Here is a 26,382-nt window from a genome sequence, read left to right as displayed (position 1 = left end):
CCGTGCATTCGTTCCACAGCCCCGGCCCGGGCCGCCGCGTTCCGCTGCGCTGGAAGATCGCCGCCCTGGCCGCGGCCACGGCCTGCCTGGTCGCGGCGGCGGTCGGAGTACTCGTGCACCTCTGGACCGCGCAGGACATCCGGAGCCGGGCCGACATGCAGGTGTTCAACGGGCTGTACTCGGCCATGGACGTCTACCGGCGCACCGGAACCCTCGCGGACGGAGCCGAACTCGATCCGGCCGGACTGCCCCCCGCCCTGCGCAACCCGTCCGACGACGACCGGCACACGGCCTACGCCGGCCCGTTCGCCTGGGCCGCCCAGCGGGTCGGCGGCCCGGGCAGCCCGGTACTGGCCATCGCGCACAACATGGGAACGGATCTCCACAACCTGCACGAGCTCGACGCGACCATGGCGGTGGCCTCGCTGATCGCGCTCGCGGCGGCCACACCCCTGGCGTACTACGGAGCCGGGCTGCTCGGCCGCCGGCTCCAGCAGGTCTCCGAGACCGCGGTCCGGATCGCCGCCGGGGACCTGGACGCCCGTACCGGTCCCACCAAGGGCCGCGACGAGGTGTCCGACATCGCCGCCACCGTCGACCTCATGGCCGACACCCTCGGCCGGCGGCTGCACGACGAGCGCCGGTTCACCGCCGACGTGGCCCACGAGCTGCGCACCCCCGTCGGCGGTCTGCTGGCCGCGGCCGACCTGCTGCCGGCCGGTGGGACGGAGGACCTGCTGCGGGCCCGGGTACGCGATCTGCGCGGTCTGGTCGAGGACCTGCTGGAGATCTCCCGCCTCGACGCCGGCGCCGAACTGCCGGTCCATGCCCGCGTGCCCCTCGGCGCGGTCGTCTCCGAGGCCGTCACCCGCACCGGCCTGGACACCGAGGTCACCGTCGCCGACGCGGGCCCGGCGCGGACCGTGGAGGCCGTGGAGACCGTGGAGACCGACCCGCGCCGACTCGAACGGATCGTCAGCAACCTCGTCATCAACGCCCACCGGCACGGGAGCACCCCCGTACGGGTCACCGTCGGGGACCGCACCGTCGTCGTGCGCGACCACGGCCCGGGCTTCCCCGCGGACCTGCTGCGCGACGGCCCGCGCCGCTTCCAGACGGGCGCGGCGGAGCGCGGCTCCGGCCACGGCCTGGGCCTGACCATCGCCCTGGGCCAGGCCCGTCTGCTGGGCGCCGAGCTGCGCTTCGACAACGCCGAGGACGGCGGCGCCGTAGCCACCCTGCGCCTGCCGCACTGACCGCCGGGCCCCCGGCCCTACGCAACCGATACACACCGGAGCGGACGCCGATACGAGGCGGCCCGGCCCCCGATACCTTTCCCGGCCACCCTTCTGAGTGCACCTTCCGCACCCCCAGAGGAGTCCCCCGTGACCGCCGCCCCCCTTGCCCCGCACACGCTGCACGCGCCGACCGGGATCGCGGCCGCCACCACCGATCTGTCGAAGGTCTACGGCAGCGGGGACACCCGGGTCGTCGCCCTGGACCGGGTCACCGTCTCCTTCCGCGAGGGCGAGTTCACCGCGATCATGGGCCCGTCCGGCTGCGGGAAGTCCACCCTGATGCACTGCGCCGCCGGGCTCGACTCCTTCAGCTCCGGCTCGGTCCGCATCGGCACCTCGGAACTGGGCACGCTCAACGACGAGCAGCTCACCCGGCTGCGCCGTGACCGGGTCGGCTTCATCTTCCAGGCCTTCAACCTGCTGCCGACGCTGACCGCGCTGGAGAACATCACCCTGCCGCTCAGCATCGCCGGCCGGAAGCCCGACCGGCAGTGGCTGGACCACGTGGTCTCGATGCCCGGCCTCTCCGACCGCCTCGGTCACCGTCCCGGACAGCTGTCCGGCGGGCAGCAGCAGCGCGTCGCCGTGGCCCGGGCCCTGGTGTCCCGGCCCGCGATCATCTTCGGCGACGAGCCCACCGGCAACCTCGACTCCCGCGCCGGGGCCGAGGTGCTCGGCTTCCTGCGCGACTCGGTGCGCGAGCTGGGCCGCACGGTGGTCATGGTCACGCACGACCCGGTCGCCGCTTCCTACGCCGACCGCGTGGTCTTCCTCTCCGACGGCCGCCTCGTGGACGAGATGACGCGGCCCACCGCGGACCGGGTCCTGGACCGGATGAAGGCGTTCGACGCCCGCTCGCGCACGAGCTGACCCGCGCGCACCCGCGCGCACCCGGGCGCCCCGCTCGTACCCGAGCCGCCTCGCCCTCGCCCCGCCCTCGCCTTCGCCTTCGCCTTCGCCTTCGCCCTCGCCCTCGCCCTCGCCCTCGCCCTCGCCCCGGCACCGAAGCAGCCGCCCGCTCGCATCCGCCGAGCCCACCTCCCAGGATCCGCATCCCATGTTCCGTAGCGCCCTGCGCAACGTCCTCGCGCACAAGGCCCGCCTGCTGATGACCGCGTTCGCGGTCATGCTCGGGGTCACCTTCGTCACCGGCAGCCTCGTCTACGGCGACAGCCTGAAGCAGGCCGCCGTCGACCGGGCGACCGCCGGCTACGACCGCATCGCCCTCGACGTGGCCCCCAACACCCTGCCCGGGGGGCCGCCGGCCACCCTCGACGCCCGCACCGCGGCCACCCTGGCCGCGGTCCCCGGCGTCGGCGCCGTCGCGGGCCGGGTCAGCGGCTTCGCCGCCGTCGCCGACCACGAGGGCCGGCTGCTCGGCAACGGCACCTTCCGCAAGGGCGGCAACTTCGCCCCCGACAAGGCCGGCACGGACCCCGCCTACCGGTTCACCGAGGGCTCCGGCCCGACCGGCGACCACGCGATCGCCCTCGACGAGAAGACCGCCGCCAAGGCCGGCTACCGCGTCGGAGACACCGTGCGCGTCGGCACCAACACCGGCGCCGACTCGTACACCCTCCAAGGCGTCTTCCGCACCGACGGGTCCAAGCTCTCCCCCGGGGGCAGTCTGACGCTGTTCGCCGACGCCACCGCCCAGCGGCTGTTCCTCCAGCCCGGCCAGTACACCGACATCGAGATCACCGCCGTACCCGGCACCGACGTGACCCAGCTCCTCGCCCGCGTCGAACCGGTGCTGCCCAAGGACTCCAGCGCCGCCACCGGCGCCCAGCTCGCCCGGATCCAGGCGAACCTCGCCTCCAGCGGCAGCGACACCATGAGCCAGATCATGGTGGGCTTCGCGGCGGTCGCCCTGTTCGTGGCCACCTTCCTCATCTCCAACACCTTCACCATGCTGGTCTCCCGGCGCACCCGGGAGCTGGCCCTGATGCGGGCCGTGGGTGCCTCCCGCAAGCAGGTGCGGCGCATCCTGCTGACCGAGTCCGTCCTCGTCGGCCTGATCTCCTCCGTGGCCGGCGTCGTGGCCGGCACCGGCGTCGCCGCCCTGCTCCAGGCGGTCTTCACCCCCGCCGACGCCCCGGCCACCCCGCTGGTCCTCCTCCCGGCCACCGTGATCATCGCGATGGTGGTCGGCACCGCCCTGCCCGTGCTCGCCTCGTGGATCCCGGTCCGCCGGGCCATGGCGATCCCGCCCGTCGCCGCCCTGGGCGCGGCCGAGCCCGCGGCGCCCGCGCGGGCCGGGTCCCTGCGCACCGGCCTCGGCGCCGCGCTGACGCTCACCGGCACCACCGCCGTGCTCTACGGAGCCCTCGCCACCGGCGAGGACTCCCGGACCGTCATCGGCCTCGGCGCGGCCCTCACCCTCACCGGGGCCATCGCCCTCGTCCCGCTCCTGTCCCGGCCGTTCACCGCCCTGCTCCGGCCACTGCTGGTCCGCGTGCACCCGGTGCACGGCGACCTCGCCGCCCGCAACACCGTGCGCGACCCCCGCCGTACCGGCGCCACCGCCGCCGCGCTTGCCATCGCCCTCACGCTCGCCTCGGGCCTGTCCGTCCTCGGCGCCTCCGCCACCCAGTACCTCGACGGCGCGACCACCCGCGACTTCACCGCCGACTACCTGGTGAAGGCCCCCTCGGGCGGCCAGCGGATGACCCCCGCCACCGCCGCGCTCCTCGGGAAACTGCCCGACGCCGCCTACAGCCCGCTCAACCAGTCCACCGATTACCGGATCGGCGGAGCCTCCTCCGTCCTGACCGGCGTCGACCCCGCCACCATCGGCCGCCTCCTGCGCTACGACGTCACCGAGGGCTCCCTCGACAGCCTGGCCCAGGGCCGGATCGCCGTGGCCAACTTCAAGGCCCGGGCCAACGGCTGGAAGGTCGGCCAGCGCCTCCCCCTCGAACGGCAGGACCAGCGGGACGAGGTCACCATCGGCGCCATCTACCAGGCGGACCAGCAGAGCAACCTGCTCCCCAGCATCACGGCGCCCGACTCCCTCGTCGCCCGCTACGACTCCACGCCGAACACCGACTCCATCGTGGTCGCCACCAAGGGCGGGCCCGGCCGGGCCGCGCTCGCCGCCGTCACCAAGGCGCTCGGCGACAACCCCGCCCTGTCCGTCCTCGACCGGGACGGCATCCGGGCCGAGGACACCAGCGGCATCGACGACCAGCTGAACGTCTTCTACGCCCTGCTCAGCATGGCCCTGGTGATCGCCGCCCTGGGCATCGCCAACACCCTCGCGATGTCCGTGCTCGAACGCCGCAAGGAGATCGGCACCCTGCGGGCCATCGGCCTGGACCGCACCGGAGTGGCCCGGATGATCCGTCTGGAGGCCCTGCTCGTCGGCGCCCTCGGCGCGGCCGTCGGCACGGTCATGGGCATCTTCACGGGCTGGGCACTGGGCCACACCCTCCAGGAGAGCGTCGCGGGGTACGCCCTGGTCATCCCTTGGGGACGGCTCGCCCTCGGCGTGCTGCTCGCCCTGGCCGGCGCGCTCCTCGCCTCCCTCTGGCCGGCCCGCAGGGCCGCCCGCGTCGACATACCCGCGGCGACCGCGGCGCACTGACCCCCCGTCCGGGCCCGGGGGTCTGACCCGGATGGGTCAGCGCGCGGGCGGAAGGAGCGGGGCGCGCACAGGATGAAGGCATGCCGACACACGCCCTGCGGGTCGCCGCTGCCGCCGCCGTTGCCGCCACGCTCCTCGTCACCAGTGCCTGTTCCGACGGCGGGGGCAAAGGGAAGAGGGGCAAGGACGGCGCCGCTCAGGGTGCCAGGAAACTGGACTGGGGAGACTGCGAGGCCCCCACCGCGGCCGAGGGCGGCGGACAGGTCCCCGGGACGGACTGGCAGTGCGCCGTCCTGGACGTACCCCTCGACTACGCGAAGCCGGAAGGGGAGAAGATCGGGCTGGCGCTGATCCGGGCCAAGGCCCGGGACAAGAAGAAGCGGATCGGGTCGCTCGTCTTCAACTTCGGCGGCCCCGGCGGCTCCGGCATCACCAGCCTGCCCGGCGCGGCGAACGAGTACGCGGCCCTGCGCGACCGGTACGACCTGGTCAGCTTCGACCCGCGCGGGGTCGGCCGCAGCGCGCCCGTCCGGTGCGAGGACGACAAGCAGCTGGACGCGTACTACGCCTCCGACTCCAGCCCCAGCACGCCGGCGCAGGAGAAGGACTTCCTCGCCACCAGCGACACGTACCGCAGCGCCTGCAAGGCGAACTCCGGCAACGTGCTCCCCCACGTCGGCACGGAGAACGCCGCCCGCGACCTGGACCGGATCCGCCAGGCCCTCGGCGACGAGAAGCTGAACTACTTCGGCATCTCCTACGGCACCGAACTCGGCGGGGTCTACGCCCACCTCTTCCCCAAGAACGTCGGCCGGGCCGTCTTCGACGCCGTCGTCGACCCCACGAAGAACTCCGAGGAGGGCGCCCTCGGCCAGGCCAAGGGCTTCCAGCTCGCGCTCGGCAACTTCGCCCAGGACTGCGTGGACCGCGGCGACGCCTGCCGCCTGCAGGGCAGCACCGCCAAGGAAATCGAGGAGAACATCATCAAACTCCAGAAGCAGCTGGCGGCCAAGCCCGTCGCCGGATCCGGCGACCGCCTGCTCACGGAGACCGCCGCGACCAACGGCATCGCCTTCGCCCTGTACTCCAAGGAGGCCTGGCCCCTGCTGGAGCAGGGCCTGGACGAGGCCGAGGGCGGCCAGGGCCAGCTGCTGCTCGCCATGTCCGACGCCCTCAACGGCCGCGACCCGAAGGGCACCTACAGCAACATCGGCGCGGCCAACACCGCCATCAACTGTGCCGACTCCAAGGACCGGTACACCCTGGAGCAGACGAAGGCGAAGCTGCCGGAGTTCCGCGCCGCCTCGCCCGTCTTCGGGGACTTCCTCGGCTGGGCCATGATGGGCTGCACCGACTGGCCCGTCGCCGGCGCCTGGAACACCCCGGACGTCTCCGCCCCCGGCTCGGCGCCCATCCTGGTGATCGGCAACACCGGAGACCCGGCGACCCCCTACGAGGGCGCGCGCAAGATGGTGGAACGGCTCGGCCCCGGCGTCGGCGTGGAGCTCACGTACAAGGGCGAGGGGCACGGCGCGTACAACAGCGGCGACAAGTGCGTGCAGCAGGCGGTCAACGCGTACCTGCTGGACGGGAAGGTGCCCGCGGCGGGCGCCGTCTGCACGGCGTCCAAGTCGCCCTCCCCCGCGGCCACGCCGCCGACGCCCGCATAGGACCGCTCGGGCCGCTCCGGTCCGGAGCACGCCGGAGGGGCCGTACCTCGCGCAGGCGAGGTACGGCCCCTCCGGGTGACTGCTAGTAGACCGGCTTCTCGGGCTCGATCTGGTGGACCCAGCCGATGACGCCGCCACCGACGTGGACCGCGTCGGCGAAGCCCGCGGACTTCAGGACCGCGAGGACTTCCGCACTGCGGACACCCGTCTTGCAGTGCAGGACGATGCGCTTGTCCTGGGGCAGGTCCGCGAGGGCGGTGCCCATCAGGAACTCGCCCTTGGGGATCAGCTTCGCACCGGGGATCGAGACGATCTCGTACTCGTTGATCTCGCGGACGTCGATGATCTCGATCGGCTCGTCGTTGTCGATCCACTCCTTGAGCTGCTTGGGAGTGATCGTCGAGCCGAGCGCGGCCTCCTGGGCCTCCTCCGACACGACGCCGCAGAAGGCCTCGTAGTCGATGAGCTCGGTGACGGTCGCGTTCGGTCCGCAGACCGCGCAGTCGGGGTCCTTGCGGACCTTGACCTGGCGGTACTGCATCTCCAGGGCGTCGTAGATCATCAGACGGCCGACCAGCGACTCGCCGACACCCGTGAGGACCTTGATGGCCTCGGTGACCTGGATGGACCCGATGGACGCGCAGAGCACGCCCAGCACGCCGCCCTCGGCGCAGCTCGGGACCATGCCCGGCGGGGGCGGCTCCGGGTAGAGGCAGCGGTAGCACGGGCCGTGCTCGGACCAGAAGACCGAGGCCTGGCCGTCGAAGCGGTAGATCGAACCCCATACGTACGGCTTGTTCAGCAGCACGCAGGCGTCGTTCACGAGGTAGCGCGTGGCGAAGTTGTCCGTGCCGTCGACGATGAGGTCGTACTGGCTGAAGATCTCCATCACGTTGTCGGCTTCGAGCCGCTCCTCGTGAAGGACCACGTTGACGTACGGGTTGATGCCCAGCACGCTGTCGCGGGCCGACTCGGCCTTGGACCGGCCGATGTCCGCCTGGCTGTGGATGATCTGGCGCTGCAGGTTCGACTCGTCGACCTCGTCGAACTCCACGATGCCCAGCGTGCCCACGCCGGCCGCGGCCAGGTACATGAGGGCGGGCGAGCCGAGGCCGCCCGCGCCCACGGCGAGCACCTTGGCGTTCTTCAGACGCTTCTGGCCGTCCATCCCGACATCCGGGATGATCAGGTGCCGCGAGTACCGACGGACCTCGTCAACGGTGAGCTCAGCGGCTGGCTCTACCAGCGGTGGCAGCGACACGGGCACTCCGTAGATGGGAGCATCCCCACGCGGGCGCGGGGAGCAAACTGAATGGTTGTTCTCCCCGTAACACTGCCACGGCCGTCTTCATTCCAAGACACCCGTCCCGATCCGCGAGACGATTTCGTCCCAGTACGCGGGCATCGAGGCCCAGGGATCCCGGTCCCCGCCCCCGCGCCGGTCGGTGAACCAGATGGTGCCGGCGCCCTGCCAGCGGGCGATCCGGCAGGCTTCCTCCAGGTGCGTGCGCGGCACCCCGTGCACGAGGTGGCAGAACCGCTCCGCCGGATGGTCCGCCGTCCACTCCGCCACCTGCGACCAGCGGTAGTCGGCCCAGGTACCGGCGAAGGTGACCAGTTGATCAGCGGTTTCCATGTATCCCTCGTACGGGTGGGTGCCCTGTCCGAGGACGATCCGCAGGTCCTGCCCGAGCCCCCGCAGGGCGTCCGTGACCCGGTGCACGGAGGCCAGCTCCGCTTTCCCGGCCGGGGCGTCCGCGAGGTAGAAGCCGCCGACTCCGTACCAGTCGCGGAAGCGGTGGGCGTCGGAGACGAGCTCCCCGAACGACCTCTCCCCGTCTCGCATCGCGAGATGACCGAGGATCACCCCTCCCGCACCGCGCAGCTTCGCGACGGCCTCCGTGCAGTGCGGGTCGGGCCGGCCGCCCGGCCCGTCCGTGACGTTGAGCACGGCCCAGTGCAGCGGGGTCCCGGGCCGGGTCAGCTCGGCCCACTCCACCGGGGCCAGCAGCGGGTGCGCGTAGCCGGGGACGCCCAGTCCGAGCCGGCCGGCACCGGTGGCCGCCTGACCGGCCACCGACGGGGTGGTCAGATGCGGCACGCCGCCTCCATCCAGATGTCCGCCAGGGACTCCTCCAGGTTGATCCGGGGCCGCCAGCCGAGCCGGTCCCGGGCGGTGCGTACGTCCGCCTGCTGCCAGGCTCCGCATCCGTCCGGATAGGGGTACGGGGGCTGCGCCGCCGCGGCGGCCAGCTGTTCGGCCGTGGCCTCGGAGCGCGGGGAGCCGATGGCGGCGAGCCCCGCCGGCCGACCCGGGTGCCCGTGCGCCTGCGGGTGCTGCCCGTGCTGCGGTACGTCGATCTCGTGCAGCGAGCCCCCGTACCCGGCGACCCGCGCCAGCACGGCGGCCGCGTCACGCAGCCGGACCGCGCGCCCGGTGCCGATGTTGACGACGCCCTGGGCGGCCGACAGCGAGGCGGCGTGCACCGCCCGCGCCACGTCCCTGACGTCGACGAAGTCGCGCTGGACGCCGAGCCCGCTGAGCTTGAGCTCGCCGTCCCCGGACTGCATCGCGCGCCGCATGGCCTCGGCGAGCCGGCCGAGCGGGGATCCGGCCGGGGTGCCGGGGCCGACGGGCGAGAAGACCCGTAGGACGACGGCGTCCAGCCCGGAACCCAGCACGAGCTCGGTGGCGGCCAGTTTGCTCACTCCGTACGGCCCGCCCGGTCTGGGCACGGCGTCCTCGGCCGTGGAGGACCCGGGCTGGCTGGGCCCGTACTCGGCGGCGCAGCCGAGCTGGACGAGGCGGGCGCCGCAGCCGCTGCGGCGCAGCGACTCGCAGATCGTGGCGACGGCGACGGTGTTGTGCCGGGTCAGTTCCCGGGCTCCGCCGCGGGTGGCTCCGGCGCAGTTGATGACGACGCCCGGGTGGACGGCGTCGAGGAACCGGGTGAGCGCGCCGGGGCTGCCGGTGGCGAGGTCGAAGCGCACGTCGGCGTCGTCGCCGCGGCCGAGTGCGGTGAGCTGGACCGCGGGGTCCGCGAGCAGGCGGTCCGCCACGTAACGCCCGAGGTATCCGTTGGCTCCGATCAGCAGCACCCTCATCGCGCGGCCCCTTGGTTGGTTGGCTGGCCGGTCATGTCCTGTTTCTCCCTTGCTGGATGGATCGGTACGGGTACGGGTACGGCGCTTCGGTGTCGGCTTCCGAAGGACTCAGGGCCGCTGCGCGTGCGCGGAGGCCCGCGACAGTGCGAGGACGGCGGGTACGAGGAGTCCCGCCGCGGCGGCGAACGGCGCCGCCGGGACCGGGAGCAGGGCGAGTACGAGGGCCAGGGCCGCCAGGAGGGCCCCGCGCGGGACCCCGTGGCCGAGCAGCAGCCGGGTCAGGAACAGCAGCACCGCGAGCGGTACGGCCACCGACTGCGGGGCCCCGGTCAGTGCGGCCGCCCCCGCGGCGGCCGCCGTGAACAGCGCGAGCGTCCCGAGGAGCAGCGGTCGCACCCCGTCGGCGAAGTCCTCCAGGCCCCGGCTCGTGGTGAGCCGGCGCCGGGCGCGGGCCGCGAGGACGGCGCCGGCCAGGTACCCGGGGGCGGCGGCCACGGCCAGGGCCACCCCGAGCGGGGTCCCGTGGCGGTGGACGGCCCAACCGAGCGCGAGGGCGGCCAACAGGTACACCGGGGCGGGCACCCGGCCCGCGGCGGCCCGCCCCGGGCGGCCGAGCGCGGCGACGGTGGCGAGCACCGCGGCGGCTCCGGCCCAGGGCATCCCGGCGGCGGCCGCGCCGAGGGCGAGGGCGCCGGGCAGCAGCGCGTAGCCGAAGCCGCGTACCGCCTCGGGGCGGACCGGGATCCCGGCGGACGGGGCCGACGGGGACCGGTCGCGGGGGGTCCGGGCGTAGAGCTCCTCCGCGAGGGAGAAGACGTCCCGGTGGCGGAAGCGGGCGGCGGTGCGGTCGGTGATGCCGTGGGCCTCCAGCCCGGCGGCGATCTCCAGCGGGTCCACGGCACGCTCGCAGAGCTCCCGGTGCCGGTGGAGGAGCGCCTTGACGGGATCCCCTCCGGCCCGCGGCTGCCTGCGGCGCGGAGACGGGTCGACGGGGACGGCTTCGTCCAGCGGGACGGTCATACCGAGGCCTCCGAACTCTCGACGGGCACCGCGGGCGGGGCTGCGGACGCTTCCGTGGCCGAAGGCGCGGCCGGGCCCGGAACCGGGGTGGCGGGGGGCTCGCCGCCCGCGGACGGTGGCCGCTGCTCCCCGGCCGGCGCGACCTGCGCGGTGGCCCGCGCGGGCTCCGGAGTGGCCCAGGTCGGGGTGGCCCAGTGGCCCGGGACGCGGGCTTCCGGCGGGTGCTCGAAGGGCACGCCGGTGGCGTCGGGGCGGACCGGGCCGTGGGCCAGCAGGCTGAGGTAGGACTCCTGGAAGGCGGTGACGTTCTGCTCGACGGTGAAGAGTTCGAGGGCTCGCGCCCGTGCGGCCGCCCCGAGGCGCTGGGCCCGTTCGGGGTCGCCCAGCAGCGAGACGCAGGCCTCGGCGAGCGCGCGCGGATTGCGCGGCGGCACCACGAGCCCGGTTCCGCCGATCACCTCGACGACGGCGCCCACGTCGGTGGAGACGGTGGCGCGGCCGCAGAACATCGCCTCGGCCAGCGTGATGGGGAAGCCCTCGATGACGGAGGAGAGCACCACCACCCGCCCGGCGCCGTACGCCTCGGCCGTGGAGGGCGCGTCGGGTCCGCCGATCTCCTCGAAGGTGACCGGGTTCTCGCCGACCGCGTGGGCGTCGGCGGCCTCGTCGGGGAAGAGCTGTGCGGCGAGGGAGCGGCAGTCCGCCAGGTAGCCGTGGCCCACCGCGTGGCCGCCCGGCGCCGCTCCTCCCGGCGCCGCTCCGCCCGCTCCCGTGCCGACCGATGTCGCGAAGATCCGCAGCCGGGCGAGCGGTTCGGCCCTGCGGACCTCGGCGAAGGCGTGGAGCAGGGCGATCAGGTCCTTGGCGGGCTCGATCCGGCCGACCCACACCAGCGTGTGCGGGTCCCCGCACGCCGGGTCCTCCCCCACGGCGGCGAATCGGTCCGCCTCCATCCCGGGGTAGACCGTGCGCAGCCGGTCCTTCGATGCCCCGCACCGCTCCTGCCAGCGCCGGGCGTGCGCGTTGCCGGGGGTGAGCAGGTCGGCCCGGGCGTAGATCTCGCCGGCCAGCCGGGTGTGGAAGGCGGCGAGCAGGGCCCGTACCGCGGGCCGCTCGTCCTGCGCGGTGTGCTCCAGGTAGTGGGCCCGCAGCTGGACCCCGTACTCGGTGACCAGGAGCGGCACTCCGAAGAAGCGTTTGGCCAGGAGCCCGGGCAGCGCCGCCACCCCGCCCGCGGCCGCGTGGCAGACGTCGACCTCGCGCAGGTCCTCGTACCAGTCGAGGGACAACGGCCTTAGCAGCCGCTCCAGTTCGTCCACGAACTCCAGCAGGTCCGCGACCTGCGCCCGCTGTACGGACCTGCTCGCCTCGGGGGCGCGACAGGCGGACTCGACCGCCCGTACGGCCGTCTCGGAACGCAGCGCCGCGTACAGCCCGCCCTGCTCGCGGGCGATCTCGGCCAGCGCGTACAGCCCGTCCGCGAACCGCGCGGGGTCGGACGCGCAGATCCCGCGGACCAGTTCCGTGAAGGCGGCGGCGAATCGGCGGCGCTCGCGCCGCCGGTAACTGCGCCCGTCGTCGGCCGGTGCCCAGAGCGGGGCGGTCCGCACGCGGGTGACATGGGCCGGCAGCGGCACGTGGCCGCGCTCCTCCTGGTCGGCGCTGCGGCTCAGGGCGTAGAGCTCGAACTCGTGCTGGGGGAGCCCGCGCACGAGCCGGTCGCACCACAGCCTCGCTTCCCCCGTGGCATACGGATAACCACCTTCCGTGAGCAGTCCGATCCGCACGAGTGGCACCCCCGATCTCCCGTTTCAGGCGGTCTCCGTCGGTCCGGGGACCCGCCGGATACGAACTCAAGCGGATATGCCGAAGGCGCGACGGACGGTTGTCCGTCGCGCCACCGGAAGGGGTGAAGAGTCGTAACTTTCCCGTACGGTTCGCGTTCGAGCACGCTAAGAACTACTAGGACCCCGTGAGGGCTCCGTCCGGGACGACGGTCCGACCGCTCCGGCCGATACGGCGGCTCGCGGCCAGGGAGGGGTCCAGGGACGGGACGGCGGCCAGCAGCTGACGGGTGTAGGCGTGCGCGGGCCGGTCGTAGACCTCGTCGACGGGCCCCTCCTCCACGATCACTCCGCCCCGCATGACCGCGACCCGGTCGCTCACCTGGCGCACCACCGCGAGGTCGTGCGCGATGAACACCAGCGCGATGCCCAGCTCCCGCTGGAGCTCGGCCAGCAGGGCGGTGACCTGCGCCTGCGTGGTCACGTCGAGGGCCGAGACGGGCTCGTCGCAGACGATCAGCCGGGGCCGGGGCGCGAGTGCGCGGGCGATGCCGACGCGCTGGCGCTGGCCGCCGCTGAACTCGTGCGGGTAGCGGTCGTAGTGCGCCGCCTCCAGCCCGACCCGTACGAGGAGCTCCCCGACCCGGTCGCGGATGGCCCGCGTGTCCTTCTCACCCGCCGCGCGCAGCGGATCGGCGATGGACTCCCCGACGGAACGGCGCGGATTGAGCGAGGACACCGGGTCCTGGAACACCATCTGGACCCCGGGCACCACCCCGGAACTCTCCCGCCCGTCCCGCCGGACCTGCCCGGAACCGGGCTCCAGCAGGCCGACGAGCATCCGGCCGAGCGTGCTCTTGCCGCTGCCGCTCTCCCCGACGATCCCCAGCGTCTCCCCGGCGTGCACGGCGATCGACACCCCGCCGACGGCGGCCACCCGCCGCTTGCCCCGCCCGAACTCCTTGCGCAACGCGAACGCCTCGACGACGGGCTCGCCCGCCGGTTCCGGCCCCGCAGCCACACCCGGCCCCGCCGGCGATTGAGGCGCGGGTGCGGGCAGCGCCCGTACCGCCCCCGGCCGGGGGCGCCGCACCGCATCCAGCCTCGGCACCGCCGCCAGCAAGGCACGGGTGTACTCCCGCGCCGGCTCCGCCAGGACCCGTGCCACCGGCCCCCGCTCCACCGCCAGCCCGTCCCTCATGACCAGCAGCTCGTCCACGTTCTCCGCCGCCACCCCCACGTCGTGCGTGACCAGCAGCAGCCCGAGCCCGCGCTCCTCCCGGAGCCCGTGCAGCAGGTCGAGGATCTGCGCCTGCACCGTGACGTCCAGCGCGGTGGTCGGCTCGTCGGCGATCAGCAGGCGCGGCTCGCACGCCAACGCCATGGCGATCAGCGCCCGTTGCCGCATACCGCCGCTGAACTCGTGCGGCCGCGCCCGGGAGCGCCGCACCGCATCGGGTATGCCGACCCGGTCCAGCACCTCCACCGCCCGGGCCCGCGCCGCCCGCCGCGAGACGTCCGCGTGGACCCGGTGGACCTCGGCGATCTGGTCACCGATCGAGTAGTACGGGTCGAGGGAGCTCAGCGGGTCCTGGAAGACCATCGCCGCGACGGCGCCCCTGAGCGATCGGAGGGCGGCCGCGGAGGCCGTGCCCACGTCGGTGCCGCCGACCCGGACGGATCCGCCGAGCCGTGCGCCGGTCCCGCGGTGCAGCCCCAGCAGGGCCGCCGCGACGGTCGACTTGCCGCTCCCGGACTCCCCCACGATGCCCAGGGCGCGCCCCGGCTCCAGGGTGAAGGAGATCCCGTCCACGGCCCGCAGGAACTCTCCCGGCCCGCCGACCGGGAACTCCACGGTGAGGTCGGTGACGTCCACCAACAGTCCGGTCATGTCAGGGCCACCCTTCGGTCCGCGACGGCGTACAGCAGGTCGGCGACGGCGCCCGCGAGGACGACGGCCGCGCCGATGGCGAGGACCACGCCCACGACGACGGGCAGGTCCACCACCCGCACCCCGTCGATGAGGGTCTTGCCGAGTCCGGGGATCCCGAACAGCGACTCGGTCAGCACGGCGCCGCCGATCATCGTGCCGAAGTCCACCGCGCTGAGCGCGATCACCGGGGCCACCGCCCCGCGCACGGCGTGCCGGGTCACGATCGCCCGCTCCCCGACCCCATAGGCGCGGAAGGTGCGGATGTGGTCCTCGGCGAGCGTCTCGAGCGTGGAACTACGGGTAAGGCGCGCATACTTGGCGCTCTCGAAGAAGCCGAGGGTCACCCACGGCAGCAGCATGTTCCAGGCCCACTGCTCGGGATCCTCGCCGAGCGGCACGTACGTCGGGAAGGGCAGCCACTGGAGGTAGGCGCAGACGGCCATGAGCAGCAGCAGCCCGAGGATGAAGACGGGGGTTCCGGTGGCGGCGAGGGTGATCACGGTCAGGACCCGCTCGGTGATTCCGCCCCGGCGCAGCGCGGACAGCAGTCCGGTGCCGACGCCGATCACGAGCCAGATCACCAGCGCGCCCAGCGCCAGCGACAGGGTGGCGGGGAGCCGCTGCAGGATCAGCTCGGTGACCTGCTGGTCGTTCTGGTACGAGAATCCGAGGCAGGGCGCGTCGCAGTGCAGCACCAGCCCGGCGCCGCCGGAGTAGTCGCGGCCGGCCACCAGCCCCTGCAGGAAGTGCAGGTACTGCACGGGCAGCGAGTCGTTCAGCCCGAGCTGCTCGCGTACCTGGGCCACCTGGGCCGGGTTGCACCGCTCCCCGCACGCGAGGCGCGCGGGGTCGCCGGGGGCGACGTAGAAGAGGGCGTAGACGACGACGGACAGGGCGAGCAGCACCAGCAGCGCCCCGCCCAGCCGTTTGAGCGCGAAGAGGGTCACGCGCTGCGCTCCTTCCTGGTGCCGACGCGCAGGCGCGAGCCTTCGCGCGGGTCGAGGGCCGTGCGGACGCCGTCGCCGAGGACGGTGAAGGCGAGCACGGTGACGAAGAGCAGCCCGGCGGGCAGCAGGACGTAGGTGGGGTCGGCGCGGAACCAGGTCTGCGCGCTGGAGAGCATCTGCCCCCAGGACGGGGTGGGCGGCTTCACGCCGACCCCCAGGAAGGAGAGCGAGGCCTCGATCACCATGTTGGTGGGGACCTTGATCGCGGCGAAGGTGATGACGGGCGCGGCCAGCGAGGGCAGCAGTTCGCGGCGGGCGATGCGCAGGGTGCCGTTGCCCGAGAGCCGGGCGGCCTCGACGAAGTCCAGTCCGCGCAGGCTGAGGGTCTGGGCGCGCACCATGCGGGCGGTACCGCCCCAGTCGAGGAGTCCGATGACCAGGATCAGCAGCAGCGGCCGGGGGAAGTCGGGCGGGACGACGGCGGTGAGCGCGATGGCGAGCACCAGCATGGGCAGGGCGATCATCACGTCGGTGACGCGGCCGACGAGCTGGCCCACGAAGCGGTTGCCGAGCGCGGCGAGCAGTCCGGCGGTGATGCCGAGGAAGACCTGGACGACGGTGGCTCCGAGCGCGACGAGCAGCGAGACCCGTGCCCCGTGGAGCAGCCGGACGAACAGGTCGCGGCCGGTGCCCGGTTCGACGCCGAGCCAGTGCTCGCCCGACACCCCGCCGAAGGAGCCGAGGGGCACGCCGCCGCGCGCGGAGTCCACGAGCTCGTCGTGGTACGCGTTCGGGTCCTGGCCGGTGAGTTGTGCGAACAGCGGTGCGGTGAGGGCGAGCAGGACGAGGAGCGCCAGAACGGCGGCGGCCGCCACGGCCGAGGGCCGTGCGCGCAGCCGCCGCCAGATCCGGCGTCCGGCGCCCGGACCCGGGGCGGTGACCCCGGGTCCGGATGCCGGCGGGTGGGCGAGGGGCGTCACTTGACCGAGACCTGCGAGATGTCGAGGACGCCGGTCCAGTCGCTGATGACGACGTTCTTGATGTCCTTGCCGACGAGCCGCTTGTAGACCGGGTGGAAGAGCGGCACGTCGAGGGCCTGCTCACCGATCTTCTTGTCGAGGGCTCCCCAACGCTTGCCGGCCGCCGCGAGGTCGGTCAGCTTGGCGATCTCGTCGATCTCGGCGTTGACCGCCGGGTCGTTGAGCTGCGCGTGGTTGTAGTTGGTGCCGTTGGTGACGATCTGGCGGCCGTCGTAGATCGGCGCGAGGAAGGGCGCGCCGGACGGCCAGTCGGCGCCCCAGCGGGAGAGGAAGAAGCCGGGGGTGTTCTTGGCGTCCCAGCGCTTCTCGTTGAAGGCGTTGTTCTCCAGCCCCTCCAGCTTGACGGTGATCCCGGCGGCGGCGAGCGCCTGCTGCACGGCGGTGGCGACCTCGGGGCTCGTCTGGCGGTTCTGCGCGGTGGAGTGGGTGAGGGTGATGCTCAGCCCGTCCTTGAAGCCCGCCTCGGCCAGCAGTTCCTTGGCCTTGGCCGGGTCGCCGGTCCTGCCCGCCGGGAAGTGGTCGTACTTGGCGAAGCCGAAGGCCTCCTGCTCGGGCAGGAAGGTGGTGGCGGGCTCGGCGAGGGCGGAGCCGCCGGCCGCGTTGATCACGCTGGTGCGGTTGATCGCGTAGGAGATGGCCTGGCGGACCTTCAGGTTGTCGAAGGGGGCGACCTTGGGGTTGAAGGCAAGGTAGTTGACGTAGCCGAAGTGGCCCGTGCCGACCCGGCCCTCGAGCTCCTTGTTCGAGCCGATCTGGGCGAGTTCCGCCGGGCCCAGGTTGGTGTCCGTGGTGACGGCGGCCGCGTCGGCGCCGGAGCTGGTGGACAGCCGCTGGTTGATGACCGCCGCGTCGAGCCCGGAGCGGACGTCGATCTTGTCCGGGTAGGCCTTGCGCTCCTCGTCGGTCTTCTCGTCCCAGTTCTCGTTGCGCTCCAGCGTGAGGTGCTCGCCGTCGTTCTCGTTCTTGACGACCTTGTACGGGCCGGAGGAGACGGGGTGCTCCTCGTACTTGACTCCGGTGTCCTTGGCCTTGGGCACGGGCGCGAACTGCGTCTGCGTGGCGAGGAAGGGGAACTCCCCCTCGGACTTGCGGAGTTTGAAGGTGATCGTCTTCGCGTCGGGCACGACGACGGAGTCCAGGCCCTTGCCGCCGTCCTTGTACGGACCCTCGTACGTCTCTCCGCCGACCAGCCAGTCGCGCAGGTACGGGGCGCCGCCCGACAGCTCGGCGGCGAAGGAGCGCTCGATGCCGTACTTGATGTCGGCGGTGGTGATCGGCGAGCCGTCCTCGTACTTCAGGCCGTCCTTGAGCGTGTACGTCCACTCGGTGGCGTCGGCGTTGGGCTTGCCGAGGTCGGTGGCCAGGTCGGGCACCACCTTGGCGCCGGCCGGACCGGCCTCGCGGTTGCGGGTGGTCAGTGTGCGGAAGACCAGCGAGGGAACGTTTCCGCCGCCGGAGGTGTAGAGGCGGGCGGGGTCGAAGTCGACCTGCGGCTCGTTGTTGAGGACGGTCAGCGTGCCGCCCCTCTGCGGGGCGCCGGCGGCGCCGCCCGCGCCGGGCTTGTCCGCCGCCTTGCCCGAACCGTCCTCGGGCCCGCAGGCGGCGGCGCCCCCGGCCAGGACGAGGCTGACGGCGACAACGGCCACGCGGCGCGCTATCTGATGACGGGCAGGCCCGGCGGAAGACATGGGAAGAACGACCTCTCGGCGTGAAACGGAATGGGGAGGGGCCACGCGAGGGGCAGCGGTCACCGTCGACGGAGACGGAGAACGAAAAGAAGCCGCGCCTGCGGGCAAGGAGCCCCCGGGCGCGGCGGAACAGCGAAAGGAAAAGGCAGTCGCGCGCGCTCAGGGAGGCGTCAGCGACAGAGGATGTCGGCCACGCTGTGCGCGGTCACACCAAGCAGCGCCAGCTCAATGGCGGCGCTCGCGGTGGTGGTGTGCAGGTGCGACATGCGGAGAACAATTACCGACCATCGGACAGCTTGTCAACGCGGCGGATCAACTCCCCGGATACACCCAGGGGTTGGGTTTGCAGTGGATTCCGTTGAGGTCCAGGGACTTCGTCTGCTGCTGCATGATCGGGGCGAGCGCGCCCGGTGTCTGGCAGGTCACGTGCCCGTGGCCGAGCCGGTGGCCGACCTCGTGGTTGATCAGCATCTGGCGGTAGGCGAACATCTGGTCCGCGCCGTAGGTCACCGAGCCCTGCGCCCAGCGGTACGCGTTGATCATCACGCGGTCGGTGGACGCGGAGTCGCAGGAGACGTTGTCGACGGTGGTGTCCAGCCCGGACTTGGCGCACCAGACGCCGGTGGTGCCGGGGCTGGCGAGGGTGATCACGAAATCGGCTTCGCCGCCCGGCACCCGCTCGAAGGTCTTCGAACCGCCGTGGCCCCAGCTGCGGTCGTCGTTCAGGGTGCGGTGCACCGCCTCCGCGAACAGCTGCGCGTCCAGGCCGAGTCCCCGCTCCATGTCGACCCGGTAGCGGATCACCTTGCCCTTGCCGGGCGCCGGTGCCACCCCGGGCACCGTGTCGAAGGTGCCCGGCCCCTTCAGCTTCTCGTCGATCGGGAGCCGCTGCGCCATCTTCTGTTCGTAGGAGAGCTCCGGCACGGCCTGGGCGACGCCCGAGCCGGCCGGGGTCGGGCGGTCGTCGGAGCGGGAGGCGGCGGAGTTCCCCTGGGCGGTGTGGCTGTTGGCGTCGCCGGTCGCGCGCGGGCTGTTCTTGCCGCTGTGGCCCTCGGTGGCCACCTGGCCCGCGACGACGACGGCGAGCACGGTGGTGACGGCCGCGGCGGCCATGCCGGCGTACGTAAGGACCTTGATGCCGCGCCCGGTCGCGGGCGCCGGCTCGGCGCCAGGTGCGTCAGTGGTGCCCGGGGCGACCGGCTTGCGGGGCGCGGGGATCCCGGCGTGCGGGCCGGTGGAACTCAGGGAGTCCCCGGGCACGGGGACCCGGCGGTGGGAGCCCGTCGCGGTGAACGCCGCGTCGGCGCCCGCACCGGGGCCGGGCACGGTGATCCGCCGGTGCGAACCGGTGGAGGCGACGGCGCCGTCGGTCGCCGCGATCCGGTGGTGCGTTCCCGTGGAGGTCTCCGGGGATTCCGGGACGAACCGGGGAGAGCCGGCCACGGGGGTGGCGAAGGCCGGGGCGTCGCCCTCCCGCGCCCCCGGCGGCGCCTGTGCGGAGCCCGTGGCCGGGCGGGCGCGCGGTGCCCCGCGCCAGTCCCCGTACGCCGTACCGGTACTGGCACCCGCACCGGTGGCCGTGCCCCAGGCTCCGCCGGACTCGCGCTGTTCGGGGTGGCCGCCGCGCGCACCGGACACCTGCTCGTGGCGGGGCGGGGGCAGGTGCCCCCCGTGGCTGACGGCGGGCTCGGGCCACGCGGTCGGTGCCCCGCTCCTGGACCCGGCCCGGGACCCGGCCCCGGATCCGGCCTGGGATCCGGCCTGGGATCCGGCCTGGGATCCGGCCTGGGAAGCTGCCTGCGGACCTGCCTGTGAACCGGCCCTCACGGCCGGTTCAGGTTGGCCGGGGCCCGGAGCCTGGGGCTCCTTGCGGCTATGTCGTCCCACGCGCTCAGCCCTTGCCGTCCTCGTCGGTGTTCCCGCCGCCGGTGTCGTCCAGCAGCTCCCGGAACGCGGCCGCGACCACGTCGGGGTACTCCATCATCGCCACATGACCGGCCTCCGGCAGACACAGCAGCCGCGAACCCCGGAAGGCCGCGGCGGCCTTGCGCGCCATGCGGTACGAGACGAGCTGGTCCCTGCCACCGTAGACCAGCAGCGTCGGAGCGAGAACCCGCTGCGCCTGGTTCCACAGTCCATGCTGCCCGCCGAGGGTGTACGCGTCGACGATGCCGCGCGAGGAACGGGTCATCGCATCCCAGAAGTACGGGAGCGCGAGACGCCGTTCCATCTCCTCGACGGCCAGCCCGAACGCCTCGGCCGTCACCCGCGAGGGGTCGCCGTAACAGAGGTCCGTCACCCCCCGGGTGCGCTGCTCGGCGCTCAGGCCCCGGGTGAGGCGGCCGAAGAGCCCGGCCACACCGGGTACGGCGAGCAGCGCGGTCGGCACGGCCGACTTCTGCACGCGCAGTTCGGGCAGGGCCGGGGAGACCAGCGTCAGCGTGCGCACCAGATCGGGCCGGACGGCCGCGACCCGGGTGGAGACCGCCCCGCCCAGGGAGTTGCCGAACAGGTGCACCGGCCCGCGCCCGGCGGAGTCGAGGTGGCGGATGACGGCGCGCGCCAGCCCGGTGACGGAGTAGTCCCGGTCCGCGGGAGGCGGGGACCAGCCGAAGCCGGGCAGGTCGACGGCTTCCCCGTCGACGGCGTCGGCGAGCCGCCCCATCAGCGCGGACCAGTTCTGCGAGGACCCGCCGAGCCCGTGTACGAATAGCGCGGGCGGCAGACCGGCGCGCAGCGCCCGACGGGCCCGCACGGTCATTTCCAGTCCGGGCAGCCGGTCGGTGCGCAGCTGCTCCCCTTCGGCCACGCGCACCGCTCCCACCTGGGAAGACGATGCGGCGGTGGACCGTACACCCGGCAGCTCGGTCGAAGACATGGAGGCAATGTTACGAGAGGATCACGCTCCTCTTCTTGTGTTCGCCGTCACAGGCGCATGGCGTACCGCCTAGCGGGGTATCCGCGATCCTCCTAGGCTCGTAGATGGAAAGGGGTTGTTCCATGACTGTCGACCCTGCGGAACCGGACACCTTCCAGTCGGACCAGCGGGAGCCACTCGATGTGGAGGCCCCCGAGGCGGACGCGGCGGAGCAGCGGACCGAGTTGAACCCGCTGGAGGACGACCCGCTGACGGACGTGGGCCTGCGCGAAGTCTCCGACGGGGATGCCGTCGAGCAGACCCGGGTGGTGACTCTCGACGAGGAGGACTACCGCTGAGCCAGCGCTGACCAGCGTCTCCGGCGGGTAACCGCCGGTCCGTACCGCGAGAAAACTCCGCTTGAACCCTCCAGATTCCGTTACCGAAAAGTACGATGGCGGCGCGGCGCCAAGGCGCACTGTGTTCTAGAGAAAGTGGGAGGCGGCGTGACAGCCATCGAGCAGACCGAGGCAGCGCGTCCGCGGGGCACGCGACTTCCGCGCCGGGCCCGGCGCAACCAGCTCCTGGGCGCCGCCCAGGAAGTCTTCGTGGCGCAGGGTTACCACGCCGCGGCCATGGACGACATCGCCGAGCGCGCGGGCGTCAGCAAGCCCGTGCTCTACCAGCACTTCCCGGGGAAGCTCGACCTCTACCTGGCGCTGCTGGACCAGCACTGCGAGGCCCTGCTGCTCGCCGTACGCACCGCGCTCGCGTCGACGAACGACAACAAGATGCGCGTCGCCGCGACCATGGACGCCTACTTCGCGTACGTCGAGGACGAGGGCGGCGCCTTCCGGCTGGTCTTCGAGTCGGACCTGACGAACGAGCCGGCGGTGCGCGAGCGCGTCGACCGCGTCTCGCTCCAGTGCGCCGAGGCGATCTCCGACGTCATCGCCGAGGACACCGGCCTGTCGAAGGACGAGTCGATGCTGCTGGCCGTGGGTCTGGGCGGGGTGTCGCAGGTCGTGGCCCGTTACTGGCTGTCGAGCGAGAGCCCGGTCGCACGTGACACCGCGGTGGGCCTGCTGACCTCCCTGGCGTGGCGCGGAATCGCCGGTTTCCCGCTGCACCCGACGGACGTCTGAGCCGCTGGGACCGCTCCCGTCCGGTCTGACCGGCGGCTGTTCGCTGCGAGCGTTTCCGCCGTGCGGCGGACACGTCCCCTCTCCGGGCTAATGTGGACCGGGTAACGGCGCGGCTGATCGCGCGAACCGGACCGTCGGAGGGACAAGGCCGTGGAGGTCAAGATCGGCGTGCAGCACGCACCCCGGGAGATCGTGCTCGAGAGCGACCTGAGTGCCGAGGAGCTGGAGAGCATCGTCACCGCCGCCCTGTCCGGCTCGGCGCCGGTGCTGAGCCTCACGGACATCAAGGGCCGCAAGGTCCTGGTGCCGTCCGAGCGCCTGTCGTACATCGACCTGGGCGAGCCCAACGTGCGCAAGGTCGGTTTCGGCGCGCTCTGACGAGAGGCGCAGCGAGAGCTGATGAGCATCGAGAACGGCCCGGTGGATGACTCCACCGGGCCGTTTCCGTCCCCTCCGCTTCGGGTAGGACCGCAAGTAGGACCCGCCCCGGTACGCCCGCCGCTCCGAGAGGAATCGCCATGCTGCTGATCGAGACGCTCGGCTCCGCTCTCTTGGGCCTCGCCCTGGCCGGTGCGGCCGTCCGAGTGCTCGCCCAGCGGCTGCCCTCCGCGCGGACGGTCCTGGTGAGCGGGGTGTCGGGGGCCCTCTTCGGGGCCTATCTGACGCACACCGCGCTGGGCCCCGGGCACAACACCCTGTTCGCGACCCTGTTCGGAGGGGCGCTGGTCTCGGCGGTGGTCCTGTCGCTGCTGCTGCGGCCGGCCGGGCGTACGGGGAGGTCGTCCCATCGGACTCCGTTTTCGGTTCCGACGCGGGGGTGAGGGACCTCACTGACGACGTACGCCGGCCCCTGCGCGTGAGTTCCCGCGCAGGGGCCGGCGTATGCGACGTGGTGGGGCGGGGCGGGGCGGGGGCGCGGTGGCTAGGCCGCGAGGCCCAGGGCCGCCATCCGCTTGGTGTGCGCCTTGGTGATCCGGGTGAACATCTCGCCGACGGCCGCCAGGTCGAAGCCTGCCGCCATCCCGTCGACGCCGCCGACCAGCATGGTGGAGAGCGCGTCGCGCTCGGCGACCACGCGCTGGGCCTGCGACAGCGCCTCGCCCATCAGCCGGCGGGCCCAGAGCGCGAGGCGGCCGCCGCAGCGCGGGTCGGCCTCGATCGCGGCGCGCACCTTCTCGACGGCGAAGCCGCCGTGTCCGGTGTCGTCGAGCACGCTCACGACGAGCCCGCGGGTGTCGGTGTCGAGGTGGGTGGCCACCTCCCGGTAGAAGTCGCTGGCGATCGAGTCGCCGACGTACGCCTTGACCAGGCCTTCCAGCCAGTCCGACGGCGCGGTCTGGCGGTGGAAGTCGTCGACGCCCTTCGCGAAGGGCTCCATCGCGGCGGTGGCGTCCTCGTCGATCGCGGTGAGCCGGTCGCGCAGCCGCTCGAAGTGGTGGAATTCGGCGGAGGCCATCTTCGCGAGCTCGGCCTTGTCGCCGAGGGTGGGCGCGAGCTTCGCGTCCTCCGCGAGGCGCTCGAAGGCCGCGAGTTCGCCGTACGCGAGCGCCCCCAGCAGGTCCACCACGGCGGCCCGGTACTGCGGCGAGGCGGAGGCCGTGTCCCAGTCCTGGGCGGCGATACCGACCGCCTCGGCGGAGGCGCTTTCGTCGGCGGGCGATGCGTTTTCAACGGTCGACATGCTCCGCACAATAGCTCGCCGAAAGGCACCACGAACCACCTGCTCAGTCCACGTAAACACGCCTACCTGGTGAATTCACCCAACACAGCTGCGAGATTCCGAGGTACAGTGGTAATGCGCCTGCCGAACACTCGGCGGGCCATCCGAATGAGGATGCCCGGTCGGTGGCCCGATCGGCTCCACCCGACCGCCCTCGGCGTGACGCGTGCGTTCATGCGTACCGTCCCACGAGGGGCCCCCTCAGCGGCATAAAGCGCCTGAGCGATGGCTCGTGGTCCCGCGCAGCTTGGTACGTACGTCGTAGTACTGCAAGCCCGGCACGGTACGACCCCCTTCGCCGCCTCGCGCCGCGTCTCACAGAAGAGGCAGCACCCTGACTACGTTCCGAGACCTCGGGATCTTTCCCGAGACGGCCGAAGCCCTTGAGGCCGTCGGCATTGTGACCCCCTTCCCGATCCAGGAGATGACCCTCCCCGTCGCCCTTTCCGGCACGGACGTCATCGGCCAGGCCAAGACCGGTACCGGCAAGACGCTCGGTTTCGGCCTCCCCCTGCTGGAGCGCGTCGTCGTCCCCGCGGACGTCGAGGCCGGCCGCTCCACGCCGGAGCAGCTCACCGACGCCCCGCAGGCCCTCGTGGTGGTTCCGACCCGCGAGCTCTGCACCCAGGTCACCAACGACCTCCTCACCGCGGGCAAGGTCCGCAACGTCCGCGTCCTCGCCATATACGGCGGCCGCGCGTACGAGCCGCAGGTCGAGGCGCTCAAGAAGGGCGTCGACGTCATCGTCGGCACCCCGGGCCGCCTGCTCGACCTGGCCGGGCAGAAGAAGCTCGACCTCTCCAAGGTCAAGGCCCTCGTCCTGGACGAGGCCGACGAGATGCTCGACCTGGGCTTCCTGCCCGACGTCGAGAGGATCATGAGCTACCTGCCGCCCAAGCGTCAGACGATGCTGTTCTCGGCGACCATGCCGGGCGCCGTCATCGGACTGGCCCGCCGGTACATGACGCAGCCGACGCACATCCGCGCTGTCTCGGAGGACGGCGAGGGCGCGACCGTCGCCAACACCACGCAGCACGTCTTCCGCGCGCACAACATGGACAAGCCGGAGCTCGTCTCCCGCATCCTGCAGGCCGAGGGCCGCGGGCTCGCCATGATCTTCTGCCGCACCAAGCGCACGGCGGCCGACATCGCCGAGCAGCTGGAGAAGCGCGGCTTCGCCTCCGGCGCCGTCCACGGCGACCTGGGCCAGGGCGCCCGCGAGCAGGCGCTGCGCGCCTTCCGCAACGGCAAGGTCGACGTGCTGGTCTGCACCGACGTCGCCGCACGCGGTATCGATGTCGAGGGTGTCACCCACGTCATCAACTACCAGACGCCGGAGGACGAGAAGACCTTCCTGCACCGCGTGGGCCGTACCGGCCGCGCGGGCAAGAAGGGCATCGCCGTCACCCTGGTCGACTGGGACGACATCCCGCGCTGGCAGCTGATCAACAAGGCGCTGGAGCTGGACTTCCACGACCCGGTGGAGACGTACTCCACGTCCCCGCACCTGTACGAGCAGATGAACATCCCGGCCGGCACCAAGGGCATCCTGCCGCGCGCCGAGCGCACGCGGGCCGGCCTGAAGGCCGAGAACGTGGAAGACCTGGGCGAGACCGGCGGCCGCGGTGGCCGCGGCGGTCGCGACGGCGGTCGCGACGGCGGTCGCGACGGCGGTCGTGACAGCGGCCGCGACTCCGGTCGTGAGCGCGGGCGTGACGCCGGCCGCGACGGTGGCCGTGAGGGCCGCGGCGCCGCCGCCCCGGCTGCTGCCGCTGTCGAGGAGGCTCCCGCCCGGACCCGTACGCCGCGCCAGCGTCGCCGTACCCGTGGTGGCTCGGAGCAGGGCGCCGACTTCCTGGCTCCGGTGGCCGCCCAGGCCCCCGCGGTCGCTGCGGTGACCCCGGTCGCCGAGGCCCCGGAGGCTCCGGCCGCCGACCAGCCGCGCACGCCGCGTCGCCGCCGGACCCGGTCGGCCGCTCCGGCCGCCACCTTCGTCGCCGCCGCGTTGCCGCCGCTCGAGGCGCCGGCCAAGCCGGCTCCGGAGCCCGACTTCCAGATGGCCCCGATGGTCGAGCCGGTCCGGGAGCGCCGTACCGTCCGCGCCCCCCGCAGGGCCGCGGCCGCCCCGGTCGCCGCCCCGGTGGCCGTGGTCGAGGTCGTCGCCCCGGCCGCCGTGGTCGAGGCTCCGGCCGCCGTCGCGGTCGCGGAGGAGGCTCCGGTCAAGCCGAAGCGCACGCGGACCCGCAAGGTCGCCGCTGCCGCCCCGGTCGCCGAGGCCGCCGCCGTGGTCGAGGCTCCGGCCGCCGTCGCGGTCGCCGAGGAGGCGCCGGTCAAGCCGAAGCGCACGCGGACCCGCAAGGTCGCCGCTGCCGCCCCGGTCGCCGAGGCCGCCGCCGTGGTCGAGGCTCCGGCCGCCGTCGCGGTCGCCGAGGAGGCGCCGGTCAAGCCGAAGCGCACCCGGACCCGCAAGGCCGTCGCCGCGGTGGAGACCCCGGAGGCGTAACGCCCTGCCGATGGCCCCGGTCCCCTTTCCCAGGGGGCCGGGGCCATCGGCGCACCCGGACGCGAACGGTGCCCGAACGCCGCCCG

The 26,382-nt window shown here is 73.1% G+C and carries 22 protein-coding genes; 9 read left to right on the top strand and 13 right to left on the bottom strand.

Annotation, left to right across the window (positions count from 1 at the left end):
* Positions 1–2: 2 nt before the first annotated feature.
* The 4 genes from OG389_RS24960 (at position 3) to OG389_RS24945 (ending at position 6,554) form a co-directional block, all read left to right on the top strand.
* Positions 3–1,256 carry a sensor histidine kinase gene (locus tag OG389_RS24960; RefSeq protein ID WP_328300679.1) on the top strand — a complete coding sequence of 418 codons (1,254 nt, stop codon included), beginning with the start codon at positions 3–5 and terminating at the stop codon, positions 1,254–1,256.
* 129 nt (positions 1,257–1,385) lie between these two features.
* Positions 1,386–2,168 (top strand): ABC transporter ATP-binding protein, encoded by a 783-nt coding sequence (locus OG389_RS24955; RefSeq protein ID WP_443059334.1) that lies wholly within the window; start codon positions 1,386–1,388, stop codon positions 2,166–2,168.
* A gap of 187 nt (positions 2,169–2,355) precedes the next feature.
* Positions 2,356–4,884 carry an ABC transporter permease gene (locus tag OG389_RS24950; RefSeq protein ID WP_328300678.1) on the top strand — a complete coding sequence of 843 codons (2,529 nt, stop codon included), beginning with the start codon at positions 2,356–2,358 and terminating at the stop codon, positions 4,882–4,884.
* Between the two features lie 80 nt (positions 4,885–4,964).
* Positions 4,965–6,554, top strand: a complete 1,590-nt coding sequence (locus OG389_RS24945; protein WP_328300677.1) for an alpha/beta hydrolase — start codon at positions 4,965–4,967, stop codon at positions 6,552–6,554.
* 82 nt (positions 6,555–6,636) lie between these two features.
* Here the strand turns inward: OG389_RS24945 and moeZ are convergent, their stop codons facing one another.
* The 12 genes from moeZ to OG389_RS24885 form a co-directional block, all read right to left on the bottom strand.
* Positions 6,637–7,815, bottom strand: coding sequence for an adenylyltransferase/sulfurtransferase MoeZ (gene moeZ, locus OG389_RS24940; RefSeq protein ID WP_327254829.1), 1,179 nt, complete (start codon positions 7,813–7,815; stop codon positions 6,637–6,639).
* An 87-nt stretch (positions 7,816–7,902) separates the two neighbouring features.
* A complete protein-coding gene (locus OG389_RS24935) occupies positions 7,903–8,655 on the bottom strand; it encodes a spherulation-specific family 4 protein (protein ID WP_328300676.1) in 753 nt (250 codons plus the stop codon).
* The gene (locus OG389_RS24930) at positions 8,643–9,659 is read right to left on the bottom strand and encodes an NAD-dependent epimerase/dehydratase (RefSeq protein WP_328300675.1); all 1,017 of its coding nucleotides are present in this window, start codon (positions 9,657–9,659) and stop codon (positions 8,643–8,645) included. Before OG389_RS24930 ends, OG389_RS24935 begins: the two co-directional genes overlap by 13 nt.
* A 108-nt stretch (positions 9,660–9,767) precedes the next feature.
* Complete coding sequence (locus OG389_RS24925; RefSeq protein WP_328300674.1) at positions 9,768–10,679, bottom strand: hypothetical protein; 912 nt, start codon at positions 10,677–10,679, stop codon at positions 9,768–9,770.
* A complete protein-coding gene (locus OG389_RS24920; RefSeq protein WP_328304067.1) occupies positions 10,676–12,466 on the bottom strand; it encodes a DUF3492 domain-containing protein in 1,791 nt (596 codons plus the stop codon). Before OG389_RS24920 ends, OG389_RS24925 begins: the two co-directional genes overlap by 4 nt.
* Before the next feature lie 175 nt (positions 12,467–12,641).
* Entirely contained in the window at positions 12,642–14,354 is a 1,713-nt protein-coding gene (locus OG389_RS24915; RefSeq protein WP_328300673.1) for an ABC transporter ATP-binding protein, read from the bottom strand.
* On the bottom strand, positions 14,351–15,343 hold the full coding sequence (locus OG389_RS24910; RefSeq protein ID WP_328300672.1) for an ABC transporter permease: 993 nt from the start codon (positions 15,341–15,343) through the stop codon (positions 14,351–14,353). The genes OG389_RS24915 and OG389_RS24910 overlap by 4 nt, the downstream gene beginning before the upstream one ends.
* Positions 15,340–16,323: an ABC transporter permease gene (locus OG389_RS24905; RefSeq protein ID WP_328300671.1), complete on the bottom strand. Its 984-nt coding sequence runs from the start codon at positions 16,321–16,323 to the stop codon at positions 15,340–15,342. The genes OG389_RS24910 and OG389_RS24905 overlap by 4 nt, the downstream gene beginning before the upstream one ends.
* On the bottom strand, positions 16,320–18,071 hold the full coding sequence (locus OG389_RS24900; protein ID WP_328300670.1) for an ABC transporter substrate-binding protein: 1,752 nt from the start codon (positions 18,069–18,071) through the stop codon (positions 16,320–16,322). The genes OG389_RS24905 and OG389_RS24900 overlap by 4 nt, the downstream gene beginning before the upstream one ends.
* Before the next feature lie 170 nt (positions 18,072–18,241).
* On the bottom strand, positions 18,242–18,337 hold the full coding sequence (locus OG389_RS24895; RefSeq protein ID WP_323182329.1) for an Ms4533A family Cys-rich leader peptide: 96 nt from the start codon (positions 18,335–18,337) through the stop codon (positions 18,242–18,244).
* Between the two features lie 46 nt (positions 18,338–18,383).
* Entirely contained in the window at positions 18,384–19,709 is a 1,326-nt protein-coding gene (locus OG389_RS24890; RefSeq protein ID WP_328300669.1) for a DUF3152 domain-containing protein, read from the bottom strand.
* A gap of 253 nt (positions 19,710–19,962) precedes the next feature.
* On the bottom strand, positions 19,963–20,949 hold the full coding sequence (locus OG389_RS24885) for an alpha/beta fold hydrolase (RefSeq protein WP_328300668.1): 987 nt from the start codon (positions 20,947–20,949) through the stop codon (positions 19,963–19,965).
* Positions 20,950–21,071: 122 nt separating this feature from the next.
* On the opposite strand from OG389_RS24885, the gene OG389_RS24880 reads away from it, so the two are divergent.
* The 4 genes from OG389_RS24880 (at position 21,072) to OG389_RS24865 (ending at position 22,894) form a co-directional block, all read left to right on the top strand.
* Positions 21,072–21,287 (top strand): hypothetical protein, encoded by a 216-nt coding sequence (locus tag OG389_RS24880; RefSeq protein ID WP_328300667.1) that lies wholly within the window; start codon positions 21,072–21,074, stop codon positions 21,285–21,287.
* Between the two features lie 147 nt (positions 21,288–21,434).
* Positions 21,435–22,073, top strand: a complete 639-nt coding sequence (locus tag OG389_RS24875; RefSeq protein WP_214949215.1) for a TetR/AcrR family transcriptional regulator — start codon at positions 21,435–21,437, stop codon at positions 22,071–22,073.
* A gap of 150 nt (positions 22,074–22,223) precedes the next feature.
* A complete protein-coding gene (locus OG389_RS24870) occupies positions 22,224–22,451 on the top strand; it encodes a DUF3107 domain-containing protein (protein WP_328300666.1) in 228 nt (75 codons plus the stop codon).
* Between the two features lie 140 nt (positions 22,452–22,591).
* Entirely contained in the window at positions 22,592–22,894 is a 303-nt protein-coding gene (locus OG389_RS24865; protein WP_328300665.1) for a hypothetical protein, read from the top strand.
* Positions 22,895–22,995: 101 nt separating this feature from the next.
* Here OG389_RS24865 and OG389_RS24860 read toward each other — a convergent pair whose 3' ends face one another.
* Complete coding sequence (locus tag OG389_RS24860; protein ID WP_328300664.1) at positions 22,996–23,754, bottom strand: ferritin-like fold-containing protein; 759 nt, start codon at positions 23,752–23,754, stop codon at positions 22,996–22,998.
* Positions 23,755–24,217: 463 nt separating this feature from the next.
* Here OG389_RS24860 and OG389_RS24855 point away from each other — a divergent pair, with 463 nt between their 5' ends.
* Positions 24,218–26,296 carry a DEAD/DEAH box helicase gene (locus tag OG389_RS24855; RefSeq protein ID WP_328300663.1) on the top strand — a complete coding sequence of 693 codons (2,079 nt, stop codon included), beginning with the start codon at positions 24,218–24,220 and terminating at the stop codon, positions 26,294–26,296.
* Positions 26,297–26,382 lie beyond the last annotated feature (86 nt).

Source organism: Streptomyces sp. NBC_00435 (assembly GCF_036014235.1).
Taxonomy (GTDB): domain Bacteria; phylum Actinomycetota; class Actinomycetes; order Streptomycetales; family Streptomycetaceae; genus Streptomyces.
This window is presented reverse-complemented; position numbering and strand designations above follow the sequence as displayed.